Origin of the sequence: Pseudomonas sp. ICMP 10191, from assembly GCF_001467335.1 — a bacterium.
Classification (GTDB): Bacteria; Pseudomonadota; Gammaproteobacteria; order Pseudomonadales; family Pseudomonadaceae; genus Aquipseudomonas; species Aquipseudomonas cerasi.
Genome location: NZ_LKGW01000146.1, coordinates 82,062 through 104,960 on the forward strand (window position 1 = coordinate 82,062; position 22,899 = coordinate 104,960).

Annotated in this window: 17 protein-coding genes; 10 read left to right on the forward strand and 7 right to left on the reverse strand. The window is 61.1% G+C overall.

Features of this window, described 5'->3' with window-relative positions; translation table 11 throughout:
- Positions 1 to 2 precede the first annotated feature (2 nt).
- From lexA to AO388_RS22275, 5 genes are read left to right on the forward strand one after another with little or no spacing between them, the layout of a single operon-like run.
- A complete protein-coding gene (lexA, locus tag AO388_RS22255) occupies positions 3 to 620 on the forward strand; it encodes a transcriptional repressor LexA (protein WP_032609584.1) in 618 nt (205 codons plus the stop codon).
- Entirely contained in the window at positions 620 to 1,240 is a 621-nt protein-coding gene (gene imuA / locus AO388_RS22260) for a translesion DNA synthesis-associated protein ImuA (RefSeq protein ID WP_058417194.1), read from the forward strand. The genes lexA and imuA overlap by 1 nt, the downstream gene beginning before the upstream one ends.
- A 7-nt stretch (positions 1,241 to 1,247) precedes the next feature.
- Entirely contained in the window at positions 1,248 to 2,663 is a 1,416-nt protein-coding gene (locus tag AO388_RS22265; RefSeq protein WP_058417139.1) for a Y-family DNA polymerase, read from the forward strand.
- Positions 2,660 to 5,755, forward strand: coding sequence for an error-prone DNA polymerase (locus tag AO388_RS22270; protein WP_058417140.1), 3,096 nt, complete (start codon positions 2,660 to 2,662; stop codon positions 5,753 to 5,755). The genes AO388_RS22265 and AO388_RS22270 overlap by 4 nt, the downstream gene beginning before the upstream one ends.
- A 55-nt stretch (positions 5,756 to 5,810) precedes the next feature.
- Positions 5,811 to 6,662 carry an urea carboxylase-associated family protein gene (locus AO388_RS22275; RefSeq protein WP_058417141.1) on the forward strand — a complete coding sequence of 284 codons (852 nt, stop codon included), beginning with the start codon at positions 5,811 to 5,813 and terminating at the stop codon, positions 6,660 to 6,662.
- A 4-nt stretch (positions 6,663 to 6,666) separates the two neighbouring features.
- Here AO388_RS22275 and AO388_RS22280 read toward each other — a convergent pair whose 3' ends face one another.
- Positions 6,667 to 7,596: a magnesium transporter CorA family protein gene (locus AO388_RS22280; RefSeq protein ID WP_003369536.1), complete on the reverse strand. Its 930-nt coding sequence runs from the start codon at positions 7,594 to 7,596 to the stop codon at positions 6,667 to 6,669.
- 4 nt (positions 7,597 to 7,600) lie between these two features.
- Positions 7,601 to 9,187 carry a RimK family alpha-L-glutamate ligase gene (locus AO388_RS22285; protein WP_003369538.1) on the reverse strand — a complete coding sequence of 529 codons (1,587 nt, stop codon included), beginning with the start codon at positions 9,185 to 9,187 and terminating at the stop codon, positions 7,601 to 7,603.
- A gap of 93 nt (positions 9,188 to 9,280) precedes the next feature.
- On the opposite strand from AO388_RS22285, the gene AO388_RS22290 reads away from it, so the two are divergent.
- Together AO388_RS22290 and AO388_RS22295 are read left to right on the forward strand one after the other, a co-directional pair.
- Positions 9,281 to 10,429 (forward strand): GNAT family N-acetyltransferase/peptidase C39 family protein, encoded by a 1,149-nt coding sequence (locus AO388_RS22290; RefSeq protein ID WP_058417142.1) that lies wholly within the window; start codon positions 9,281 to 9,283, stop codon positions 10,427 to 10,429.
- Positions 10,426 to 11,328, forward strand: a complete 903-nt coding sequence (locus tag AO388_RS22295) for a polysaccharide deacetylase family protein (RefSeq protein WP_003434061.1) — start codon at positions 10,426 to 10,428, stop codon at positions 11,326 to 11,328. The genes AO388_RS22290 and AO388_RS22295 overlap by 4 nt, the downstream gene beginning before the upstream one ends.
- Before the next feature lie 7 nt (positions 11,329 to 11,335).
- Here the strand turns inward: AO388_RS22295 and AO388_RS22300 are convergent, their stop codons facing one another.
- The 4 genes from AO388_RS22300 to AO388_RS22315 form a co-directional block, all read right to left on the reverse strand.
- Complete coding sequence (locus AO388_RS22300; protein WP_003434059.1) at positions 11,336 to 12,595, reverse strand: metal-dependent hydrolase family protein; 1,260 nt, start codon at positions 12,593 to 12,595, stop codon at positions 11,336 to 11,338.
- Complete coding sequence (locus AO388_RS22305; protein WP_058417143.1) at positions 12,592 to 13,902, reverse strand: MFS transporter; 1,311 nt, start codon at positions 13,900 to 13,902, stop codon at positions 12,592 to 12,594. Before AO388_RS22305 ends, AO388_RS22300 begins: the two co-directional genes overlap by 4 nt.
- A 188-nt stretch (positions 13,903 to 14,090) precedes the next feature.
- Positions 14,091 to 15,002 carry a LysR substrate-binding domain-containing protein gene (locus tag AO388_RS22310; protein ID WP_003434056.1) on the reverse strand — a complete coding sequence of 304 codons (912 nt, stop codon included), beginning with the start codon at positions 15,000 to 15,002 and terminating at the stop codon, positions 14,091 to 14,093.
- A 24-nt stretch (positions 15,003 to 15,026) separates the two neighbouring features.
- Complete coding sequence (locus AO388_RS22315) at positions 15,027 to 15,932, reverse strand: LysR substrate-binding domain-containing protein (protein ID WP_003369550.1); 906 nt, start codon at positions 15,930 to 15,932, stop codon at positions 15,027 to 15,029.
- A gap of 151 nt (positions 15,933 to 16,083) precedes the next feature.
- On the opposite strand from AO388_RS22315, the gene ydiJ reads away from it, so the two are divergent.
- Complete coding sequence (gene ydiJ, locus AO388_RS22320; RefSeq protein WP_003434054.1) at positions 16,084 to 19,131, forward strand: D-2-hydroxyglutarate dehydrogenase YdiJ; 3,048 nt, start codon at positions 16,084 to 16,086, stop codon at positions 19,129 to 19,131.
- 145 nt (positions 19,132 to 19,276) lie between these two features.
- On the opposite strand, the gene yghX is transcribed toward ydiJ, so the two are convergent.
- Positions 19,277 to 20,164: a YghX family hydrolase gene (yghX, locus tag AO388_RS22325; RefSeq protein WP_003416575.1), complete on the reverse strand. Its 888-nt coding sequence runs from the start codon at positions 20,162 to 20,164 to the stop codon at positions 19,277 to 19,279.
- Between the two features lie 402 nt (positions 20,165 to 20,566).
- Between yghX and AO388_RS22330 the strand changes: the two genes are divergently transcribed.
- Positions 20,567 to 21,622, forward strand: a complete 1,056-nt coding sequence (locus AO388_RS22330) for a GGDEF domain-containing protein (protein WP_058417144.1) — start codon at positions 20,567 to 20,569, stop codon at positions 21,620 to 21,622.
- Between the two features lie 107 nt (positions 21,623 to 21,729).
- A complete protein-coding gene (locus AO388_RS22335; RefSeq protein ID WP_058417145.1) occupies positions 21,730 to 22,680 on the forward strand; it encodes a LysR family transcriptional regulator in 951 nt (316 codons plus the stop codon).
- Positions 22,681 to 22,899: the final 219 nt, after the last annotated feature.

The following is a 22,899-nucleotide window of genomic DNA, read 5'->3' on the forward strand; positions in this document are numbered from 1 at the left end:
AAATGTACTCCATGAGCACATTATCTCCTCGACGCAGCGCCATCCTTACCTTCATCCGCGATCGCATCGCGCAGCAGGGGCAATCACCGAGCCTGGCGGAAATTTCCGAGGCTTTCGGTTTTGCTTCGCGCAGTGTGGCGCGCAAACACATTGTGGCCCTCACCGAGGCCGGGCTGATCGAAGTCGTAGCGCATCAGGCGCGGGGCATTCGCCTGCTGAACAGTGAGCCACTCCCCGAATTGCTGGAAATTCCGGTACTGGGGCGCGTGGCGGCGGGCGCACCTATCGGGCCTGACCTCGATATACACAGCACGCTGCACCTGGACCGCAGCACCTTTACCCGTGTGCCGGACTACCTGCTGCGTGTGCAGGGTGACTCGATGATCGAGGACGGTATTCTCGATGGCGATCTGGTGGGCGTGCACCGTAACCCGCAGGCCAGTGACGGGCAGATCGTGGTTGCCCGGCTGGACGGCGAGGTGACCATCAAACGCCTGCAACGCCGAGCCGAGCAGGTGCGCCTGTTGCCGCGCAACCCGGCCTACGAGCCGATCATCGTCACGCCCGATCAGGACTTCGCCATCGAAGGTGTGTTCTGCGGGCTGGTGCGCCGCGAATGATGGGCGCGGTGGTCAGCCTGGATGCCTTGCTGGATGAGCGCAGGGTCTGGAAAGGGCGCCAGCAGAGCGCGCCACCGGTCAGCCCGCAGACCAGTGGCCACATGTTGCTGGATGCTGCATTGCCCACCGGCGGCTGGCCTGCAGCGGCCCTGACTGAAATCCTCATTCCGGCCAATGGCAGCGGCGAACTGCGCCTGCTGTGGCCAAGCCTGGCACGGCTTTCCGCAATCGCTGAGCGCATTGTGCTGGTCGCACCGCCTTATATTCCGTACCCACAGGCCTGGCTGGCCGCCGGTGTCGATCTGCGCCAGTTGGTGGTAATCGAGGCGAGTCCCCGTGATGCCTTGTGGGCCGCCGAGCAATGCCTGCGTTCCGGCAGTTGTGGCGCGGTCGTGTGCTGGCCCGGCATGGTCGATGACCGTGCGCTGCGACGCTTGCAGGTGGCTGCCGAAACCGGGCAGACCCTGGCTTTTGCCTGTCGCCCGCAGCAGGCCGCCGCCAACCCTTCACCCGCAGCCCTGCGCATAGCTATAGATACCCGCCCGGCACAGTTGCGGGTGCTCAAATGCCGGGGCGGACTTGCGCCGCCTTTCCCCATTCCGTTCCCGACCGACGCTTGAGGTTCTTATGCTCTGGGCCTGTGTCTTGCTGCCGCAACTGGCGCTGGACGGCGTCATGCGTCGTCACGGCAACCCCGATGAACCGCTGGCGCTGATCAGCGGAAGCGCTCAACGTCGCGTGTTGCAGAGCGTCAATCCGGCTGCGCGTGCGTTGGGGCTGAAAGCCGGGCAGTCGCTGACCGCAGCACAGGCGCTGGTGCCGAACTTCACCACGATCGAGCATGACCCGGCCGATATCGAGCGTTTGCAGCAACTGCTCGCGGCCTGGGCCTACGGTTTCAGCTCCAATGTCAGTCTCAAGTACCCGCGGGTACTGCTGATGGAAATCGAATCCAGCCTCAAGCTGTTCGGCCCTTGGCCAGTGTTCGAGGCGCGTTTGCGTGAAGAGCTGACCACGCAGGGTTTCCGCCATCGCATCGTGGTCGCGCCCAACCCGATAGCCGCGCGAATGCTGGCCAACATGCATGACGGGCTGAGCATCGACTGTCCGCATGAATTGCGCCGCCGTCTGGAGCAGATGCCTTTGGAACGCATCGGCCTGAGCCGCGAAACCGCTACTGCCCTGACGCGCATGGGGCTGCGTAGCGTGCGGCAGGTGCTGGCGCTGCCCCGCGATACGCTGGCACGGCGGTTTCCGGCCAGCGTGCTGCAGCACTTCGACACCTTGCTCGGCGAGCGCCCCGTGGCGCTGGAATGCTACACGCCGCCGGATTTTTTCGATGTACGCATCGAGCTGAATTTCGATGTCGAGTCCCATCAGGCCCTGTTGTTTCCGCTCAAGCGGCTGATCGCCGATCTGGCCTTGTTCCTCGCCGGACGCGACAGCGGTGTGCAGCGATTTTCCCTGCATCTGGAGCATGTTGAAGGTCCGGAGACTGTGGTACCCGTCGGACTGCTGAGTGCCGAGCGCGATGCTTCGATGCTGTTCGAACTGGCCCGCGGCAGGCTGGAGCAGGTGCTGGTCGCGTCGCCGGTACGTGCCGTGCGCCTGCTGGCGCGAGACTTGCCGGATTTTGTCCCGGCGCACCGTCAGTTGTTCGATGAGCGCGTGCAGCAAACCTTGCCCTGGGAGCAACTGCGCGAGCGCCTGCGGGCGCGTCTGGGCGACGAGTCGGTCAATGGCTTACGCGCTCAGGCCGATCACCGCCCTGAATGCGCCTGGCAACCGCACAGCACAAGCAAACCGGTCTTGCCGAGCAAGGGTTGTACGCGCCCGGGCTGGTTGCTGCGAGAACCCCAGCCGCTGCCACTTCATGCCACGCGCATCGTGGCGGGGCCCGAGCGAATCGAATCAGGCTGGTGGGACGGCGGCGATGTACGTCGCGACTACTATCTGGTCGAAACCTCCAGCGGCCAGCGCGCCTGGGCCTATCGCAGCGTGGGCGAGCAGGGTGAACTGCTGCTGCATGGCTGGTTCGCATGACAAGCGAATACGCCGAGCTGCATTGCCTGTCCAACTTCAGTTTTCAGCGCGGCGCCTCAAGCGCCCGTGAGCTGTTCGAACGAGCCTTGCGCCACGGCTACCAGGCGCTGGCCATCACTGACGAGTGCACGCTGGCCGGTATCGTACGTGCATGGCAGGCGTCCATCAGCACCGGCCTGCCATTGATCATCGGCAGCGAAATGCACATCGAGAACGGGCCGAAAGCCGTGCTGCTGGTGGAAAGCCAGACAGGCTATGAGGCGCTGTGCAAATTGATCACGGTGGCACGCCGCAGAGCCAAAAAAGGTGAATACCGGTTGTTGCGTGAAGATTTCGAGCCTGCGCCGGACGGGTTGCTGGCCATATGGCTGCCGGACCTCGACGGTGACGCTCAAGCCTGTCTGGCGCATGGACGCTGGTTGCGTGAGCGCTTTGCCGAGCGCCTCTGGCTCGGCGTGGAGTTACATCGCGGCGCGGATGACGAGCAGCGTCTGGCCGACTTGCTGGCGCTGGCTCAATCATTGGGTATCCCGGCAGTAGCCAGTGGTGATGTGCACATGCACGCACGCGGCCGGCGTGCCCTGCAGGACACCATGACTGCCATTCGCCATCACACGACCGTGGCCGAAGCAGGGCACCTGTTGTTTGCCAACGGCGAGCGCCATTTACGGCCACTGGATGCGCTTGCCGAGCATTACCCGGACTGGCTGCTGGCCGAATCGGTGCGTATTGCCCGGCGCTGCACGTTTGAGCTCAAACAATTGAAATATGAATACCCGCACGAGCTGGTCCCCAAAGGCCAGACACCTACGTCGTGGCTGCGTGAACTGACCGAGCGCGGTGTCCGAAAACGCTGGCCGAAGGGGCTGACGCCAGCTACCCGTGCGCAGGTCGAGAAGGAACTGGCGCTGATCGCGGAAAAGAAGTTCGACAGCTACTTTCTGACCGTGCATGACATCGTCGAGTTTGCCCGCAGCCAGCACATCCTTTGTCAGGGACGCGGCTCGGCGGCCAACTCGGCAGTGTGTTATGCGCTGGGGATCACCGAGCTGAATCCGGAAAAGAGCAATCTACTGTTCGAGCGCTTCATCTCCAGAGAGCGCAACGAGCCACCGGATATCGACGTGGATTTCGAGCATGACCGCCGCGAAGAAGTCATTCAGTACATCTTTCGGCGCTATGGCCGGGGCCGGGCCGCGCTGACTGCTGTCGCTAGCACTTATCACGGCTCCGGCGCGATGCGTGACGTGGCCAAGGTGCTGGGCTTGCCGCCAGACCAGATCAATGCCCTGGCCGAAGCCTTCAGCCGCTGGAGCGATTCATTGCCGTCGCCTGAACGCTTGCGCGAATACGGCTTCGATGCCGACACGCCGATCCTCAAGCGCGTGCTGGCGCTGACCGGCGAACTGATCGGTTTTCCCCGGCACCTGTCGCAACACCCGGGTGGATTCGTGATTTCCGAACACCCACTGGAGACCTTGGTGCCGGTGGAGAACGCCGCGATGGCCGACCGCACCATCATCCAGTGGGACAAGGACGACCTGGACCTGGTCGGCCTGCTGAAAGTCGACATTCTTGCGCTGGGCATGCTCAGCGCCTTGCGCCGCACGTTCGATCTGGTGCATCTGCACCGGGGCAAACGCTGGACCCTGGCAAGTCTGCCGGGCGACGACCGGAAAACCTACGAAATGATCAGCCGCGCCGACACCATCGGCGTGTTTCAGATCGAGTCGCGTGCGCAGATGGCAATGCTGCCGCGTCTCAGACCGGAAAAATTCTACGACCTGGTCATCGAAGTCGCCATTGTCCGGCCAGGGCCGATCCAGGGCGACATGGTTCACCCGTACCTGCGGCGGCGCAATGGCGAAGAGGCAGTCACCTATCCGCCCAAGCTTGAATCCGTATTCAAGCGCACCCTGGGTGTGCCGCTGTTCCAGGAGCAGGTCATGGAAGTGGCCATTCTGGCCGCCGACTACACGCCGGGCGAAGCGGACGAGTTGCGCCGCGCGATGGCCGCATGGAAACGTCACGGCGGGCTGGAGCCGCATCGCGAACGGCTGCGTACGGGCATGCTGAAAAAAGGCTATGAAGCGGACTTTGCCGACCGGATTTTCGAACAGATCAAGGGTTTTGGCAGTTATGGTTTCCCCGAGTCCCACGCCGCCAGTTTCGCCTTGCTGACCTACGCCAGTTGCTGGCTCAAATGCCACGAGCCGGCAGCGTTCACCTGTGCGCTGATCAACAGTTGGCCGATGGGGTTTTACAGCCCGGATCAATTGTTACAAGACGCACGTCGCCACCACATTGAAATCCGCCCGGTGGATGTGCGCTACAGCGACTGGGATTGTTCGCTGGAGCCGCTCGATCATCCCGACCGCACACGCAATCTGGCGATTCGCCTCGGGCTGCGCATGGTCCGTGGCTTTCGTGAGGAAGATGCCTTGCGCATCGAAGTCGCGCGCGCGAAACGCCCGTTTGTCGATGCCACGGACCTGACGTTGCGCGCCGAATTGGACTCGCGCGCCGCCGAAGCACTGGCGGATTCCGGTGCCTTGCGCGGCCTGATCGGCCATCGGCACCGGGCGCGCTGGGAAGTGGCCGGGGTTGAGGCCCAGCGCCCGCTGTTCGACGACCTGCCCAGCGAAGAAACCCAAGTGATCTTGCCACTGCCGACTGTGGCCGAAGACCTGGTGGCCGACTACACAACGCTGGGCACCACCCTGGGCCCACACCCGCTGGCCTTGCTGCGCCGGCAACTGGCTGCCAAGCGCTTTCGCAGCTCACAAGACTTGTTACACCTGGAAAACGACCGGACCCTCAGCGTGGCGGGGCTGGTCATTGGCCGTCAACGACCGGGCACCGCCAGTGGCGTGACCTTCGTGACGCTGGAAGACGAATTCGGCATGGTCAACGTCGTGATCTGGCGCGACCTGGCCGAACGTCAGCGCAAGGTGCTGGTGGGCTCGCAACTGCTGCAGGTGTTCGGGCGCCTGGAATCAAAAAGCGGCGTACGGCACCTGATCGCCCAGCGGCTGTATGACCTGACGCCGCTGTTGACCGGACTGGATGTGCGCAGTCGGGACTTCCAGTAATCGGGCCTGTAATTTGCAGTAGCAATCGGTACATCCTGCCACCGAGAAGCCCTGTATGTACAAAGACTATCCAGCCGCTTACCAGGTCAGCAAAGGCGCGGCGCTGCAAGTGGACACTGCCTTTTATGAGCGCATCCGCACGAATGCGCAGCAACGCACCCTCGTCGAACAGTTCGAAGTACCGATTCGTACCGGGCGGGCTTGGAAGGTCAAGGCCGGTCAGGTGTTTCGGGTCACCACACCGGTGGGCCCGCAGGTGGGTGATTTCAATGTGTGGAACGCCAACGACCCCCGCGAGCGCCTGTGGGCTGCGCGCACGCGGCAGTTGCAGGGCGCGCATGTCAGCACCCATGACCGGCTGTGGTCGAACCTGCCGTTTTTACGGCCGCTGGTCACCATCACCGATGACAGTCTGGCCAGTTACGGAACTGACGAACACGGCGGCCGCCTGCATGACCTGCTCGGCACGCGTTGCGATCCCTACGTCAACAAGATGCTGACCGGCGAAGACTTTCACCATCACTGCCATTCCAACCTGACCCGCGCAGTGCTGCCGCACGGGCTGACCGAGTTCGATGTGCACGATGTGCTGAACATCTTCCAGTGCACCGGCCTGAACCATGACGACCTGTATTTCATGAAAGCCTGCCCGGCGCAGAAGGGCGACTATCTGGAGTTCTTCGCGGAAATCGACCTGCTATGCGCCTTGTCGACGTGTCCGGGTGGCGACCTGTCATTGCCGATGTGGGGGCCTGATGCGCAGGACCCGTTGAGCGTCTGCCGACCGCTGGGCGTCGAGATCTATGACCTCGATGCGTCGCTGCTGGACGGCTGGCAGTCCCCCGAGCGCGCAGCTTACAACGGCCTGCATGGTCTGCAGATCGCCAAGGCCGAGTGGGAGCAATAACCGCTCAGGCTGCGCGCGCCATTCTGCGCAGTCCCCAGACCATCACCGCCCCCATCCCGAGCATCGCCAGCAGCAGTGCAGGGTAAGCCACCCACCAGTGCAGCGGGGCGGTCATCATGCTGAATTCCGACATGCCGCCGATCCCGGCAATCAGGTTCAACGGCAAAAACACCACATTGATCAAGGTCAGCTTGCGCAGCAGGGTGTTGGTGCTGTTATTGACCAGATTGCCTCGCGCATCCATCAACCCGGCGAACACCGTGGAATAGATCTCGGCCTGTTTGTAGCACTGATCGTTCTCGATGATCATGTCGTCGATCAGCGCCAGGCTGTCGGCTGCGTATTGCCGGCCTTGCGCATGGTTGCGCAGACGCGTCAGGACCGCACCGTTGCTGTGGATGGCATTGATGTAATACACCAGACTTTCGCTGAGGTTGAACATCTGCAGCAAATGGCGGTTTTCCAGGGAAGAGTTGAATTTCTGCTGCAATTCCCGGGCGACCATCTTGATGACTTTCAAATGGCCCAGATAGTGATGAATATTGTTGAACAGCAGCTCCAGAAGGATATCCAGCGGCTGGTCCAACGGGCGGTGAGCCCCCAGCGCGCTCAAGGGTTGCTCGTCATCGCAGATCAGCACCAGCTGGTCCCGGCTCAACAGCACGCCAAAGGACGAAACGTCGAACGAGAAGCTGTCCTTGCCCGAATAGTTCTCGGGACGTTTCCAGATGACGAACAACGCATCAGGGTGAAACTCGATGCGCGAAATTTCGTCCGGGTCGAGTGCCGAGGCAACGGCATGCTCATCAAGGTGAAATCGCTCCAGCAATAATCTGCGTTCCCCGGCATCGGGTTTGCTGAACCACAGCACCTGAGCCTTTTGCGGATCACATGCCAGCAACTGGTTGTTGTCGAGTTTCAGGCCCTGAATCATCGTTTCACCATGCCTGACCGAGGCGCTTGAGCTCCAGACGGCGGACGAACTCTTCCAGCACCAGGCTGTAAAGATCATCCTGCAGATAAGCGTCTTCGATGCCGGCATCCAGGTTCGGGTTGTCGTTGACCTCGATCACCACCACGTGATCGCCTGACTGTTTCAAGTCCACGCCATACAAGCCGTCACCAATCAGATTGGCGGTCTTGAGCGCCAGTTCGACCACGGCGCGCGGCGCTTCGTGCACCGCCAGCGTGCGGCATTCGCCAATCACCTCGGCACCGATCGCCTTGTGGTTGTAGATCTGCCAATGCCCCTTGGACATGAAGTACTGGCAGGCGAATATCGGTTTGCGATTGAGAATACCGATGCGCCAGTCGTACTCGGTGTAGAAAAACTCCTGAGCCAGCAGCAATACCGAGTGCTCGAACAGCTGGGTCGTTGCCGTGTGCATTTCCTCGGGTGTGCTGACCTTGATCACGCCTCTGGAAAAACAGCCATCGGGAATCTTCAATACCAGCGGGAAACCCAGGCGTGTGGCCACGTGTTGCAGTTCTTCCGGGCGGTCCTTGTAGAGGATTTCCGTTCGCGGCATGCCCAGATCATGGCTTTTGAGCAGGTCGGTCAGGTACACCTTATTGGTGCAGCGCAGGATCGAGGTGGAGTCATCCATGACCACCAGCCCCTCGCTTTCGGCTTTCTTGGCAAAGCGATAGGTGTGGTTGTCAACGCTGGTGGTTTCACGAATCAGCAGCGCGTCGTACTCGGCCAGTCGGGCGTAGTCTTTCTTTTCGATCAGCTCGACATCGATGCCCAGACGCTGACCGACGCGGATGAAATTGGCCAGCGCCTCAGGGTTGGAGGGCGGCAGCTGTTCCTGCGGATCATGCAGAATCGCAAGGTCGTAGCGGGCCATGCGCCGCGAACTGGGCTGGCGCCAGACGTTGCGGCTGAAGCCCTCCAGCGCCGTGGCGAACTCATCCTGCTGATCCTCGCGCAGACGCGGCAGAGCTCCGGCCTTGATACCGGCAATGTGCCAATTGTCGCGCTTGCGAAACTCCACCATCAGGATCGGGCAGGGGAAGACTTCAAACAATTGACGGGCGAGATCCTTCAACGGCTCAAGTGTGGTCTGACCGAAGTACAGTGTCAGGGTAAACCCTTCGGTGTCGTCATAGGGATGGTCCTCAAGTGCGGTCTCCAGCAACTTGTCCAGGTCATCGAGTGCCAGGCCGTAGAGTGACTTGCGGGTCAATTCGCTGATGGTCTTTACCGAGGGAATGACATTGTGCTGGCGCGCTTCGGCCAGCAGGGAACAGTAATAACCATGGCCCAGGTATTTGTAGCTGCGGCACAGGTTGATGACTTGCACACGCTTGCCTGCCGTGGCTTTCAGCGGTTTTTCCAGATAGTCCTGGGCGCTGATCAAGTCTTCGCTGGGGAAGTACGATGCCCAGTCTTCGAGCCGTTCGACAATAATCACCAGTTGCCTCTGCGCTGCAAAGAGTGTTGTGGGGTCTGCTCGTCGGGTTGTTGCTGAAAGCGCAAGTTGCGCAGATACTTCGTTCATCTTCACCTGTGCCGCTGACATGTGTAATCGATCCGATGGGAAACAAGTCCTTTCTATTAAGCATGTGCTTTTTGAAATGTCCCGTTTCGTTACACAACTTTTACGGCGGTGGAGATGGACTTTATATTTCGAGATGCAGTTGAAACCGATGTCGATGATTTGCTGCTTCTGGAGAACCAGTGTTTTGACGGCGACCGTCTGACCGAGCGCAGCTTTCACTGGATGATTCGCCGCGCCAATGCCAGCCTGATCGTCGCCGAGCAGGCCGGACAGCTCACCGGCTATGCGCTGGTGCTGTTTCATCGGGGCACCTCGCTGGGGCGTTTGTATTCGCTGGCGATTGCCGATGCGGCGCGGGGCAAGGGGCTGGGCAAGCAGTTGTTGCAACGTGCCGAGCAGAAGGCCGTGGGCCGCGACTGTGCTTACCTGCGCCTTGAGGTGCGCCCTGATAACCACTCGGCTATCGGACTGTACGAACGCAATGGTTACCGGCGTTTCGCTCAGGTCGACGACTATTACCAGGACCATGCCCCGGCCTTGCGCTACGAGAAACGTATCGTTGAGCACGCCCGGCTGGACAGTCGCTCAGTGCCTTACTACCAGCAGACTCTGGAGTTCACCTGCGGCCCGGCCTGTCTGTTGATGGCCATGAAAGCCCTGCAACCTGCGCGTTCGATGGGGCGTGCCGAAGAGCTGCAGATCTGGCGCGAGGCGACCACCGTGTTTATGACCTCCGGCCACGGCGGCTGCAGTCCTCAGGGGCTGGCGCTGGCTGCTCGGCGACGGGGCTTTGCCGTGAAGTTGCTGGTGTCGGTCTCGGGCCCGCTGTTTCTGGGCGGCGTGCGTAGCGACAACAAGAAACAGGTGATTCGCCTGGTTCATGAGCAGTTCTGTCATGAGCTGCGAACCTGCGGTGTAGAGACGCTGCCCAACCGCTCATTGAACCTGCCGCGCTTACTGGCCGAGGGCGGCAAGCCGCTGGTGCTGATCAGCAGTTACCGCCTGACCCGTTCCAAGGCACCGCACTGGGTGATGGTCACCGATTGCGACAGCGATTTCGTCTACCTGCACGATCCCGATATTGATCACAGCCTGCATCGGCAAGCCATTGACTGCCAACATATGCCGGTAAGCCATGCCGACTTCAATCGCATGAGTTGTTTCGGTGCCGATAAACTTCGGGCGGCAGTGATTGTGTTTGCCGCGCCTGTGGATGATCATGCGGGCGCTTCAGCAGACCGGCCACAGGATTCCCCATCGTGATTAAGTTCGTGCTCAAGGCTTTTTGCGTACTGGCCATCGCTGCAAGCCTGTCGGCCTGCATCAGCGCGCCGATCCCGCTGACCGCGAAAACCGCCGCGCAGCTGCAGCAACAGCCACCGGTGCGCTTTCTGCTGACCTTCGACGATGGCCCGAGCGCCTCGACGTTCTACAACCCCAGCATCACCGTGCTCGATAGCCTGGCCGACAATCCGCTGCAGCCGGGCATCAAGGCGGTGTTCTTCGTGCAGACCGGCGCAACCGGTGCGGGTAACAGTGATCAGGGCCGGGCGATCATGCGCCGTCAGCATGAAGAAGGGCACCTGCTGGGCTTTCACACCGCCACGCCGCACCACACCAACCACCGTTCACTGAGCGATGAGGAACTGGAGCAATCCCTGACCCAGGGCTGCGCGATCATCGCCTCTATCACCGGTGTGCCGACCACCTTGCTGCGTCCGCCGTTCTGGAACTACGACAAACGCACGTTCAGCGCCTATCAGCGCCACCATCTGCAGGTACTGCTCACTGACCTGAGTGCCAATGACGGCAAGATCTGGGGCTATAACTTCAGCCTGCGCCGCCGTTCCAACATGGTCAGCCAGCTCTCGCAGGTGCGCGAACGCATTGCCGCCGGAGAGCTGCCTGCGGTGGATGGCGTGATTCCGGTGGTGGTGACCTTCCACGACCTGAACCGCTACACCGCGCGGCATGCGCGGGAGTACCTGCAGATTCTGGTCGACAGTGCCGGGCAGACTGGCGTAAGGCTCGCCGACAAGCCGTTCTACGACGACAGTGCGCAGTTGCAGCGCGCAGCACTGGCCAGGACGGTCAAGGAGGCGGGCGAGCCTGTCAGCTTGCCCGGTGTGTGGAACTGGATCTGGGACCACAACGCGCACTGACCAGGCGTCAGACCAGGGTGTTCTTGCGCACATGACCGCCCTGGACAATCATTGCCAAGTGTTTGCCCTGACCGACCAGGCAACTGATATCGCTCAGCGGGTCGCCATCCACCACCAGCAGATCGGCGATCGCGCCGGCGGCGATACAGCCCAGTTCGCCTTCGCGCTGAAGGATCTGCGCTGCCACGCTTGTGGCACTGCGCAGCGCTGCCAGATTACCCAGCAGTTCGGCGCGAATCTTCAATTCATGAGTCTGGTACTCATGCATTTCCCCCAGCAAATCCGAGCCATAGCCCATCGGTACACCCGCTTCGGCGAACAGCAGCAGGGCATTGCGCCCGGCCTGACGCACATCCTCGATTTTGGCGACCGAGTCAGCCGGCAGCCCGAAGCGTTCGCCGTATTCAGCGAGCATTTCGTAAGTGACCTGGGTGGGCACCGCAAATGCGCCTCTTTCGGCCATCAGCCGCGCGGTGTCGGCATCGACCAGGTTGCCATGTTCGATGGTTCTGACACCGCACTCGATGGCACGGCGAATCGCCCGAGCGGTGTAGGCATGCGCCATGACGTAGGTGTTTGCGGCGGCGGCCTCGTCGACGATGGCGCGGATTTCAGCTTCGCTGTATTGGGTGTTGGCAATCGGGTCGGTTGGCGAGGACACACCGCCCGAGGCCATGATCTTGATCTGGTTGGCGCCTTGCTGCAGCTCCTCGCGCACCGCCAGGCGCACGTTGTCGACGCCATCCACCACGCGGGCGATGGCCCCGGCGCGGAAGCAACAGGAGCAGGGCTCGTTGAGCAGCAATTCGCCGCGTGCGCGCATGTCGCCATGGCCGCCGGTCTGCGACAGTGCCTTGCCCGATGCGAAGATGCGCGGGCCGGGAATCAGCCCCATCTGAATCGAACGGGCCAGTGCCCAGTCAGCGCCCCCGGCATCGCGCACGGTGGTAAAACCACGGTCGAGCATCGCCGCCAGAATCGGCAAGGCGCGGTACATGATGATTGCGTTGGGTTGCAAGGCGTTCATGCCCAGGTTGGCGTTGGAAGCCAGCACGTGCACATGGCAGTCGATCAGGCCGGGCATCAGTGTTCTGCCACCCAGATCGATGACCTGAGCGCCAGCCGGGGCCGGTTCACCCTCGGCACGTACTTCGACAATGCGCTCACCCTCGATCACGACCTCCTGGCCCGAAATCAATTGCCCGCGTTGCACGTCCAGCAGGCGGCCGTTGCGCAGGATAAGGCGTGTGGGTTCAGTGGTACTCATTGGTAAGCTCCAGACAAGGGGGGGTGAGCCGCGGGCGCACGGTCGTGATAAAGCAGTGCGCCAATACCGCTGACGATGGCGGCGAACATGATGTAAAAGGCCGGTGCCAGGTTGCTGCCGGTCGAGGCAATCAGCCAGGTGATGGTAAAGGTGGCAAACCCGCCGAAGATCGTGACGGCGAAGTTGTAGGCCACCGAAAGCCCAGTGGACAGCACGTGGGTTGGCAGCAATTCACCGAAGGCTGCGAGGATCGAGCCGATGTAAGCGGAAATCAGCAGGCCGAGCACCAGCTCGAAGATCAACAGTGAAAACAGCCCCGGCATCTGGTTGATGAACAGAAACATCGGGTAGGCGCTGAGGAAGATGGCAATGGCCGAGCCCAGCAGCCACGGGCGATGCCCGCTGCGGTCGGCCAAGGCGCCGACAATCGGTGTGGCGACGATCAGTACCGCGCCGCCCATCATGCCGGCGCTGAAGCCTATCCATGACGGCAGGCCGAGCACGCGCTGGGCGTAGGAGGGGATGTAAAACAGGATGGCATAGGTGCAGACGGTCCACAGCACGACCAGCGAAAAGCTGATCAGGGTCTGTCGCGGGTAGGTCTTGATCACTTCGCGCAGCGGCGATTCGACCGGTTTTGCAGTCTTGTAGGCAGGTGTCTCGTCAACCCGGCTGCGAATATAGAAGCCGACCGGCCCGATCAGCGTGCCGATCAGAAACGGCACCCGCCAGCCCCAGCTTTCGAGCTGTGCCTGGGTCAGGTAACTGGACAGCACCGCGCCCAGCGCGGAACCCAGCAGTACCGCGACGCCGATGCTGGCCTGAATCCAGCTGGAGTAGAAGGCTTTTTTGCCCTCAGGCGCATGCTCGGTGAGAAACGCCGTGGCGCTGCCCATCTCGCCACCGGCAGAGAAGCCTTGCAGCAGACGCGCCAGGACAATCAGCAGGGGTGCCAGATAGCCGATCTGCGCAAAGCCGGGTGTCAGCCCGATGATCAGTGTCCCCAGCGCCATCAGCAGGATGGTCAGCGACAATGCTGCCTTGCGCCCGCGCTTGTCGCTGTAGATGCCCAGCACAATGCCACCTACCGGACGCATGAAGAAGCCCACCCCGAAGGTCGCCAACGCCAGCAGGTAAGACGTCAGTTCGCTGCCGGTGGGGAAGAACACCTTGGCGATGATCACCGAGAAGAAGCTGTAGACCGTGAAGTCAAACCATTCAAGGCCATTGCCGATGACCGTGGCAACCACCGCGCGGCGTGCCTTTTGTTCATGGGTGCGTGAAGCAGAGGATTGTGGTGTGCTCACTGGATAGGCTCCTGCATGCGATACACGCAGGGAAACCCCCTGCATCGGTTGCATTGATTGAGGGGCAGGGTGTGTGTGAGTGCGGCCGAGTCAGGTCTTTTTGCCCGTTTCAGTCGAGAGTAGGCGCTGGGCCGATTTTAACAAAACGCTTATTACGCAGATTTGCATGCGCCAAACGCATGCAGGATTCAGAGCGGTGGAGCCAGTGTGGCTATTTCGTCTGCCAGCCATTTCTCGAAGGCACGCGCGGCACGCCGAGGCGTCTTGTCGTTGGGTGTCAGCAGATAATAGCCGCCTACCGCGCCGACGCTTTTGCGGCACGCGGGCACCAGCGCGCCGGACTGTACGTGGCGGTCGATCATCGGCTGCCAGCCGAGCACGATGCCATGCCCGGCGACCGCCAGATCGACCAGCACCGGATACAGGTTCACGGTCATGCGCTTGCGGATCAGCGAGGCATCGACACCCTGGCGGCCGAACCAGTCACCCCAGGACAGCCATTGACGCTGGCCGTCTTCGAGCATCAGCAGGCAATGATCCAGCAGTTGCGCGGGCTCCAGCAGGCGCCCGCCGAGGTAGTCGGGCGAGCAATAGGCGTTGACCGATTCGGCGAACAGCAGACGGCTGTCGAGACCTGCCGGTGAGACTTCACGCAGAAAATACAGCGCCAGATCGAATTCGGCGCGAATCAGCGAATCCAGCCCATCGACCACGCGCAGTCGGATATCCACGGCCGGAAAGGCATCGCGATAACGTCCCAGCAAAGGCCCCAGCCACAAGGCCGCCACGCCACTGGAGCAGGCCAGGGTCAGTTGCTGATCACCGCTGTGAGTGATCACCTGTGCGGTGGCCTCGGCGCACAGGGTCAGTACGCGCTGGATCTGCTCGGCGTAAATCTGCCCGGCGACTGTCAGATGAATGCGCTTGTGCTCGCGACGAAACAGCGCGCGGCCGAGAAATTCCTCCAGTTGCGCGACCTGACGGCTGATCGCGCTCTGAGTCAGGTTCAGTTCGGTGGCGGCACGCGTGAAGCTGCCATGCCGGACGGCAGCTTCGAAAGCGATCAGGTTCTGCAGCGGCGGAAGGGGCTCGATACGCACAGTGGCTCCTGTTGCGGGCAGGTTTTACAAAGGGTCGGGAAACGGCGTCGCCAGCAGCCAGTCCCTGAACACACACAGCGATGGCAGGTTCTGAAAGCGCGTGGCGTAGGCCAGATAGTAATTGCGTCCGCTGTCCAGAGGCTCGAACAGGGTGACCAGTTCGCCGCTGTGGATTTCGTCCTGCACCAGAATGCGCGGCACCAGTGCGATACCAATGCCGGCCGCGACGGCCTGGATCAGGTGCGAGGTCAGTTCGAAACTCGGGCCGGGGCGCATGATGTGGTGGTCCAGCCGATTACTGTCGAACCAGTCCGACCAGGCATTGGGCCGCGACACAACGCTCAGCAACGCATGCTGGGCCACCTGCGCCGGAGTCATCGACTGGTAGCCGGCAAGGGCTGCCGGGCTGGCAATGACCACCAGTTTTTCACTGACCAGCGGATGAGCGATGTAACCGGGCCAGTTGCCGTTGCCGGCACAGATGATCGCGTTCATTTCGCTGGCCGCGGGCGTCAGGTCGGCATGCACGATGCGTGAATGGATGTGCACCACATAGCCCGGATGCCGGGTGTAAAAGTCATTCATGCGTGGCAGCAGCCACTTCGAGCCGAAGGTGGGCAGCACGGCCAGATGCAGCGTGCCGCCTTCGGCCTTGTGCGCGATGGTTTGCAGAGTTGCACTGCGGATGCGGCCCAGTGCGGCAGCCAGCTCATGCTGATACAGCGCGCCTGCGGTGGTCAGCTCGATGCGTCTGCCATCGCGCTTGAACAACTCGACTTCCAGTTGTGCCTCCAGCGCCTGCACCTGCCGACTGACGGCGCTCTGGGTCAGGGCCAGCTCATCTGCGGCCTTGGTGAAGCTGCCATGCCGGGCGGCCGCCTCGAAGGCAAGCAGCAGCGACATGGAGGGCGTCAGTCTTCGGGTGTTCATTCATAAAGCTCATGGAAAAACGGCAGGTTTTACGTTTGCACTGAAGCATGACAGGCCGGAGAATCACGCTAACCGTTGATAACGCCATGCATTCGAGCGTTTCGAAGCATACGTGCTTTGCATATAAAACGCCTAGCGAGGAACACCACCCATGATTGCGCTGTTGAAACCGACTTCCGAGCAGGTCGGTCACTATGACCGTTTCCTCAATGCCCTGGCGGAGGGCGGCTTTCGTGGCGAAATAGCCCGTGACCACGGTTCGCGCACAGTACTGGCCACTGACAACTCCATCTACCAGCGCCTGCCGCAGGCTGCCGTGTTCCCGATGGACAGCCATGACGTCGCAATCGTCGCCCGGCTGGCGGCGCGGCCCGAGCACAAACAGGTGGTGTTGACCCCGCGTGGCGGCGGCACCGGGACCAACGGGCAGTCGCTGACCGACGGCGTGGTGGTCGACCTGTCGCGGCACATGAACGCTATTCTTGAGATCAACGTCGAGCAACGTTGGGTGCGCGTGCAGACCGGTGTGGTCAAGGACCAGCTCAATGCCGCGCTCAAGCCGCACGGGCTGTTTTTCGCGCCGGAACTGTCGACTTCCAACCGCGCCACGATTGGCGGCATGATCAACACCGATGCCAGCGGGCAGGGCAGCTGCACCTACGGCAAGACCCGTGACCACGTCCTTGAACTGTCCACGGTGTTGCTGGGCGGTTCGTACGTCAACAGCCATGCGCTGAATGTCGAACAACTGGCCAGCGAGCAGGCACGCGTCGACCGCGCGGGCGACGTTTATCGTTGCGCGCAGCAGATCGCCGATACGCAGGCACAACTGATCAAGGATGTCTTTCCGCCGCTTAACCGCTGCCTGACCGGCTACGATCTGGCGCACCTGCGCGAGGAAGACGGCCGCTTCAACCTCAACAGCGTACTTTGCGGTTCCGAAGGTTCATTGGGGTTTATCGTCGAGGCCCGACTCAACGTCCTGCCGATCCCCAAACATTCGATTCTGGTCAACGTTCGTTATGCCGGTTTCATGGACGCCCTGCGGGACGCCAAGGCGCTGATGGCGCACAAACCGCTGTCCATCGAGACCGTGGACTCCAAGGTACTGATGCTGGCCATGCAGGATATCGTCTGGCATGGCGTCGCCGAGTATTTCCCCCAGGACCCTGCGACGCCGACGCTGGGCATCAACCTGATCGAATTCAGCGGCGATGAGTTGAGTGAGGTGGAACAGCGCGTTCATGCGTTCGTTGCGCACTTGCAGACTGACACATCGGTGGTGCGCCTCGGCCACACGCTGGCGGCTGGCAGTGCAGCGGTGAACCGCGTCTACACCATGCGCAAGCGCTCGGTGGGGCTGCTCGGCAACGTCAAGGGTGAAGCGAGGCCGCAGCCGTTCGTCGAAGACACTGCCGTGCCTCCGGAAAATCTCGCCGACTACATTCAGGAGTTCCGTGCGCTGCTGGACAGCTACGGGCTGCAATACGGCATGTTTGGCCATGTGGATGCCGGCGTGCTCCACGTGCGACCGATTCTGGACATGAAGGACCCCGCGCAGGCGGCGTTGATTCGGCCAATCTCCGACGCCGTCGCCGCGCTGACAAAACGCTATGGCGGGCTGCTCTGGGGCGAGCATGGCAAGGGCTTGCGTTCGCAATACGTGCCTGAATATTTCGGCGAGTTGTATCCCGCATTGCAGGCCCTCAAAGCCGCCTGCGACCCGTTCAACCAGCTCAACCCAGGCAAGATCGCAACGCCTGCGACAGTGCCGGAATCGCGCTTGACGCTGGTGGATGAAGTGACACTGCGTGGTGACCTGGATCGCACGATCGATGAACGCGTCTGGCAAAGCTACGACAGCGCGCTGCACTGCAATGGCAACGGCGCCTGTTACAACTATGACACCGACGATGCCATGTGCCCGTCGTGGAAAGCCACCCGTGATCGTATTCACTCACCCAAGGGCCGCGCTTCGCTGGTCAGGGAATGGCTGCGTCTGCAAGGCGAGCAGGACGTCAATGTCCTCACCGCCAGCGCCAGGGCGCGCAGTGCCAATGTGCTGAAAAGCCTTGCCGAGCGAACCGTCAACAGCGTCGCCAGAGTTGCGGGGCAGAAGGATTTCTCCCATGAAGTCTACGACGCCATGGCCGGTTGCCTGGCCTGCAAGTCCTGCGCGGGACAGTGCCCGGTGAAGGTCAACGTGCCCGAGTTCCGTTCGCGCTTTCTCGAGCTGTACCACAGCCGCTACCTGCGCCCGATCAAGGATTACCTGATTGGCTCGCTGGAGTTCAGCATCCCGCACCTGGCGCGCTTTCCGAAGCTGTATAACGCGATCATGGGCGCAAGGCTGGTGCGTTACCTGCTTGAGCATGTGGCAGGCATGGTCGACAGCCCGTTATTGAGCCTGACCGACTTCCGCGCGGCCTGCGCTCGCTGGAATGTCGGCATCGCTACGCCGCAGCGCCTGGCCGCGTTGAGCGAGGAGGAGCGCAAGCGCACGGTGGTGCTGGTTCAGGATGCATTCACCCGATACTTCGAAACCCCGTTGGCGGCAGACTGGCTGGAGCTGATTTCGCGTCTCGGTTATCAGGTCTACCTCGCACCGTTTGCGCCCAATGGCAAGCCGCTGCAGGTGCAGGGTTTTCTGCAGGCGTTCGAGAGGGCTGCCGGTTTCAACAGCCAGTCGCTGGGCAAGCTGGCCGGGTACGGCATCCCGCTGATCGGTCTGGACCCGGCCATGACCCTGGTTTACCGCCAGGAGTACAGCAAGACGCTGGGCAGCGAGAATGTACCCGAGGTCATGCTGCCGCAGGAATGGCTGGCGTCCACGGTCGAGGAAGGTCGTGATGGGGCATCGGAAGAGACGTACTACTTCTTGCCGCATTGCACTGAAAAGACCAACGAGCCCGCCAGTGTCGGCCTCTGGCAGAAAGCCTTCGCCCGCGCCGGGCTCAAGCTGGAAGTGCTGGCCAGCGGCTGCTGCGGCATGTCCGGCACCTATGGGCATGAAACCCGAAACGCGAAAACCAGCGACATCATCTATCGTCAGTCCTGGCAGCCACTGGTGGCGCGGCATGGCGGTGAAGGTCGACTGGTCGCCGATGGCTACTCATGCCGCAGCCAGGTCAAGCGCCAGGATGGCAAAGTGGTGCAGCATCCACTACAGGTACTGCTGGAACGGGTGAGGGCACTATAGAGAGGACGCAGAGCGTCCAGAACGGCATGCCCGCGCGGAGCATGGGCACGATAGTTACAGGACTATCGTTCCTCACGCTCCTGCGTGGGAATGCCTTGCGTGATGCTGCGCGTCACAGATCTGTGCCGCGCCGTTCGGCCAGAACTTAGACCAGGTACTTGTTGAACCATCCCAATGTGCGGTCCCAGGCCAGTTTGGCCGCGGCTTCGTCGTAACGTGGGGTGGAGTCGTTGTGGAAACCATGATTGGCGCCCGGATAAATGTACGTTTCGTACGTCTTGCCCGCAGCTTTCAAGGCTTTTTCATAGGCCGGCCACCCTTCGTTGATGCGGGTATCCAGTTCGCCGTAGTGAATCATCACCGGCGCCTTGATCTTCACCACGTCTTCGGCATTGGGCTGACGCCCGTAGAACGACACCGCAGCGCCCAGCTCCGGGTACGCAACCGCCGCGGCATTGGCCACACCGCCGCCGTAGCAGAAACCGGTGATGCCGACCTTGCCGGTGGTAGCGTCATGCTTCATCAGCCACTCGATGGCGGCAAAGAAGTCGTTCATGAGCTTTTCCGGGTTGACCGTCTGCTGCAGCTCACGGCCCTTGTCATCGTTGCCCGGATAGCCGCCGACCGACGACAGCCCGTCAGGTGCCAACGCAATGAAACCGGCTTTGGCAACGCGGCGCGCCACGTCTTCGATGTAAGGGTTCAAGCCGCGATTCTCGTGTGCCACAACCACTGCGGGTACTTTTCCGGCGGCTTTGGCCGGACGTACCAGATAGCCGCGAACCTGACCATGCCCCTTGGGTGAAGGATAGGAGACATACTCGGCAATGATGTCCGGGTCGGTGAATTCCACCTGTTCTGCCAGCGCATAGTTGGGGCTCAGCGAGGCAAGCAGCGCACTGGCGGTCAGGCCGCCAAAGGTGAACAGCGCTGCACGATCGAGAAACTCGCGCCGATTGATCCTGCCGTGTGCGTAGTAGTCATAAAGCTCAAGCAGTTCAGGAGCAAAGTCTTTTGCGGTGAGACGTTCCATCGGTAAGCTTCCTTCCGAATCATTCAGGGCTGCCTGCATCTTGGCGGGCTGACGAGCAATACGTGATCAACACAAGGTCCGCTCCCGATAGTATTTCCGGAGCATCAGGATCGCTACCGTAAAGCGACGAAAAACCGCCATACGCTGCCCGGAGTGCAAGCTCACTGCATATTGCCGGACGCTGCCGACGGCCAGCTGACTATGAAAATTCAGGCACGGGATTGCACTACACGGTCTCAATGATGTCCATTTGAGTCCTTCCGGCATTCACGGGGTTCGGGCGCTGCAGACAAATATATTATCCAGTCGCTGTATAAAGCGGCGTCGGTTCAGGCCGACAATACATCATGATCTCGCCCCTACGCTGATGGTCATATTCCACCTGCATTTCGAGATAACGTGATGATGAGCCTTCCGACGGAAGACCGCACCCAGCTGTTCAAGGACACGGCTATCCAGTTCTGGAAACACATCACCCCGATCGTTTATGTCGCTCTGGGCATTCACTGTGTGTGGCTGACAGTGTTCCTGGGGTTGGGCATGAAGATCATGTGGATGGCGAACATCGTCAGCACGCTGGTTTACGTCAACTGCATCTACTTGATCCGCAGGCGTCGGCATCGACAAGCCGGACAACTGATGTGCCTGGAGATCATCGGCCATGCCGTGCTCGCGACGTGGCAGCTGGGCTGGGAAAGCAACTTCAGTTTCTACCTATTCTGCGTGATTCCCGTCATTGCCTTCACGTTTCAACTGAACGTCATCAGACGCATTGCCTACAGCGTGGCGATTCTGCTGTCGCTGGTGGGCTGCTTTGCCTTTCGCCGATACACGGGGCAGGGATCCGGTCTCAGCCAGAACGTGCTCGATGCGTTCGGTATCGTCAACGTACTCTCTGCGACCACTCTGTCGATTTATGCCACTGCACTGTCGGTACGTTTCACCTCGTCGATGCAACTGAGCCTGTTTCATATCGCCAACCGCGACAGCCTGACCAATCTTTATACGCGCAGACGAGTGCTGCATCGCATACGCGAGCTGGAAGGCCGACGGCAGGGGCTGTCGGCTTCGTTGATCCTGCTCGACATCGATCATTTCAAACAGATCAATGATATCCACGGGCATGAAACCGGCGATGTGGTTCTGCAACGGGTCGCCGAGATCATCGGTTCGAGCGTGCGCAGCAGTGATATGGCAGCGCGCTGGGGCGGCGAGGAATTTTTGGTGCTCATGCCTGACACTACGCCCGAAGACGCACTGCGCGCGGCAGAACGTATCTGGCGGCGTATCGCCGAAGAGGCCGGTCTGATCAACGAGCGCATTATCGCCGTCAGCGCCACAGTCGCTGTGGCGACCATCGCCACGGGCGAGGCGTTTCAGTTGGCCCTCAATCGCGCCGACACGTCGCTGTACATGGGCAAACAGCAGGGCCGAAACCGGGTAATGATCGCCGGATGAGGTGCTGGCTCACGTCAGGCGCTACCAGCGTGTAGACTTTCGCGCTTTGAACCGGGGAGCACAGCGTCGTGCTTTCTCATCGGCAGTGTATCGATCAAGGCATGCTTATGGATTTGCGTCAGCTCGAAGCCTTCGCGGCAGTCATGTCGGCAGGCAGTGTCACGGCGGCAGGGAAAATGCTCGGCCGATCTCAGCCCTCGGTCACCCGGGCCATTCAGGAGCTCGAGCAGGAACTGGGCTTTGCGTTGTTCGAGCGCAGCGGGCCAAAGGTCACGCCTACCCACAAGGCATTCATGATGTATGGCGAAGTGGAGAGTGCGCTGCTGGGGGTGCGCAACATCCGCCAGCGCGCGCAGCACATTGCCCAGGAGGAGAACCATCAGATCAAGCTGGTGGCGATCTCGGCCCTGGCGGCTGGCCTGCTGCCTGCTGCATTGTCGCGCCTGCCCGCGCACCTGCGTCCGCAACAGATTCAGCTGCAGAGCATGTCTCCGGAGAACGTGGTTCAGGCTGTCCTGTCGAAAACCATGGACCTGGGCGCGGTCAGCCTGCCGCTGGAGCATCGTGGTCTGGAAATCCACTGGATCGGCGAGGCGCCTTGTGTGGCGGTATTGCCAGCCGATTCGGCGCTGGCTGCTCATGAGGTGCTGTCGATGGACCTGCTGCGTCAGCAAACGCTGATCACCATGGCCAACCCGTATCGCTTTCGTCGACGCATCGACAAGGCGTTTCAGGAGGCGGGTGGTCAGCCGCCGCGCATGCTGGACACCAATACGTCGCTGATTGCCATGCAGATGGCCAGGGTCGGGCTGGGCGTTGCACTGGTCGATCCGTTCACAGCGCTGGGGGTGCCGGTACAAGGCCTGGTCGTCAGACCGATCGCCTGCAACATTCCGTTTTTCTTCGGGCTGATTTCAGCCTTCGCCAGCCCGTTGTCGGATGTGGCGAGCGCGCTGATCGATGAAATTGCCGACAGCGCAAAAATCCTGCTGCCGGAAATGATCATGCACGAAGACAGCGCGCACGATGCCCTGTTACAGAGCATTTATGCCGAGTGAGCGGGCCATGCAGACGGCATTAAAGCCCGGTTGCTGATAACGTCTGTCGTCGCACAAGACTGAAAGCCGGACGCAGCGCGTCCATGAATAGCCTCCGTAACGCCTTGTTTCTCGGTACGCAAAGCTCGCTCAAATTCCATTTTGGAATATAAATATGCTTTTTTGCGCGTTGCGAGAATAAAAATCGGCTTTTACTATTCGAATTAAGCATTCAAAGGC

Coding starts and splice junctions, on each gene's coding strand:
- AO388_RS22315 (WP_003369550.1), bottom strand. CDS start 15,932: ATGAACACCCGAAGACTGACGCCCTCCATGTCGCTGCTGCTTGCCTTC.
- AO388_RS22335 (WP_058417145.1), top strand. CDS start 21,730: ATGGATTTGCGTCAGCTCGAAGCCTTCGCGGCAGTCATGTCGGCAGGC.
- AO388_RS22270 (WP_058417140.1), top strand. CDS start 2,660: ATGACAAGCGAATACGCCGAGCTGCATTGCCTGTCCAACTTCAGTTTT.
- AO388_RS22265 (WP_058417139.1), top strand. CDS start 1,248: ATGCTCTGGGCCTGTGTCTTGCTGCCGCAACTGGCGCTGGACGGCGTC.
- lexA (WP_032609584.1), top strand. CDS start 3: ATGTACTCCATGAGCACATTATCTCCTCGACGCAGCGCCATCCTTACC.
- ydiJ (WP_003434054.1), top strand. CDS start 16,084: ATGATTGCGCTGTTGAAACCGACTTCCGAGCAGGTCGGTCACTATGAC.
- AO388_RS22300 (WP_003434059.1), bottom strand. CDS start 12,595: ATGAGTACCACTGAACCCACACGCCTTATCCTGCGCAACGGCCGCCTG.
- AO388_RS22285 (WP_003369538.1), bottom strand. CDS start 9,187: ATGTCAGCGGCACAGGTGAAGATGAACGAAGTATCTGCGCAACTTGCG.
- AO388_RS22280 (WP_003369536.1), bottom strand. CDS start 7,596: ATGATTCAGGGCCTGAAACTCGACAACAACCAGTTGCTGGCATGTGAT.
- AO388_RS22275 (WP_058417141.1), top strand. CDS start 5,811: ATGTACAAAGACTATCCAGCCGCTTACCAGGTCAGCAAAGGCGCGGCG.
- imuA (WP_058417194.1), top strand. CDS start 620: ATGGGCGCGGTGGTCAGCCTGGATGCCTTGCTGGATGAGCGCAGGGTC.
- AO388_RS22290 (WP_058417142.1), top strand. CDS start 9,281: ATGGACTTTATATTTCGAGATGCAGTTGAAACCGATGTCGATGATTTG.
- yghX (WP_003416575.1), bottom strand. CDS start 20,164: ATGGAACGTCTCACCGCAAAAGACTTTGCTCCTGAACTGCTTGAGCTT.
- AO388_RS22330 (WP_058417144.1), top strand. CDS start 20,567: ATGATGAGCCTTCCGACGGAAGACCGCACCCAGCTGTTCAAGGACACG.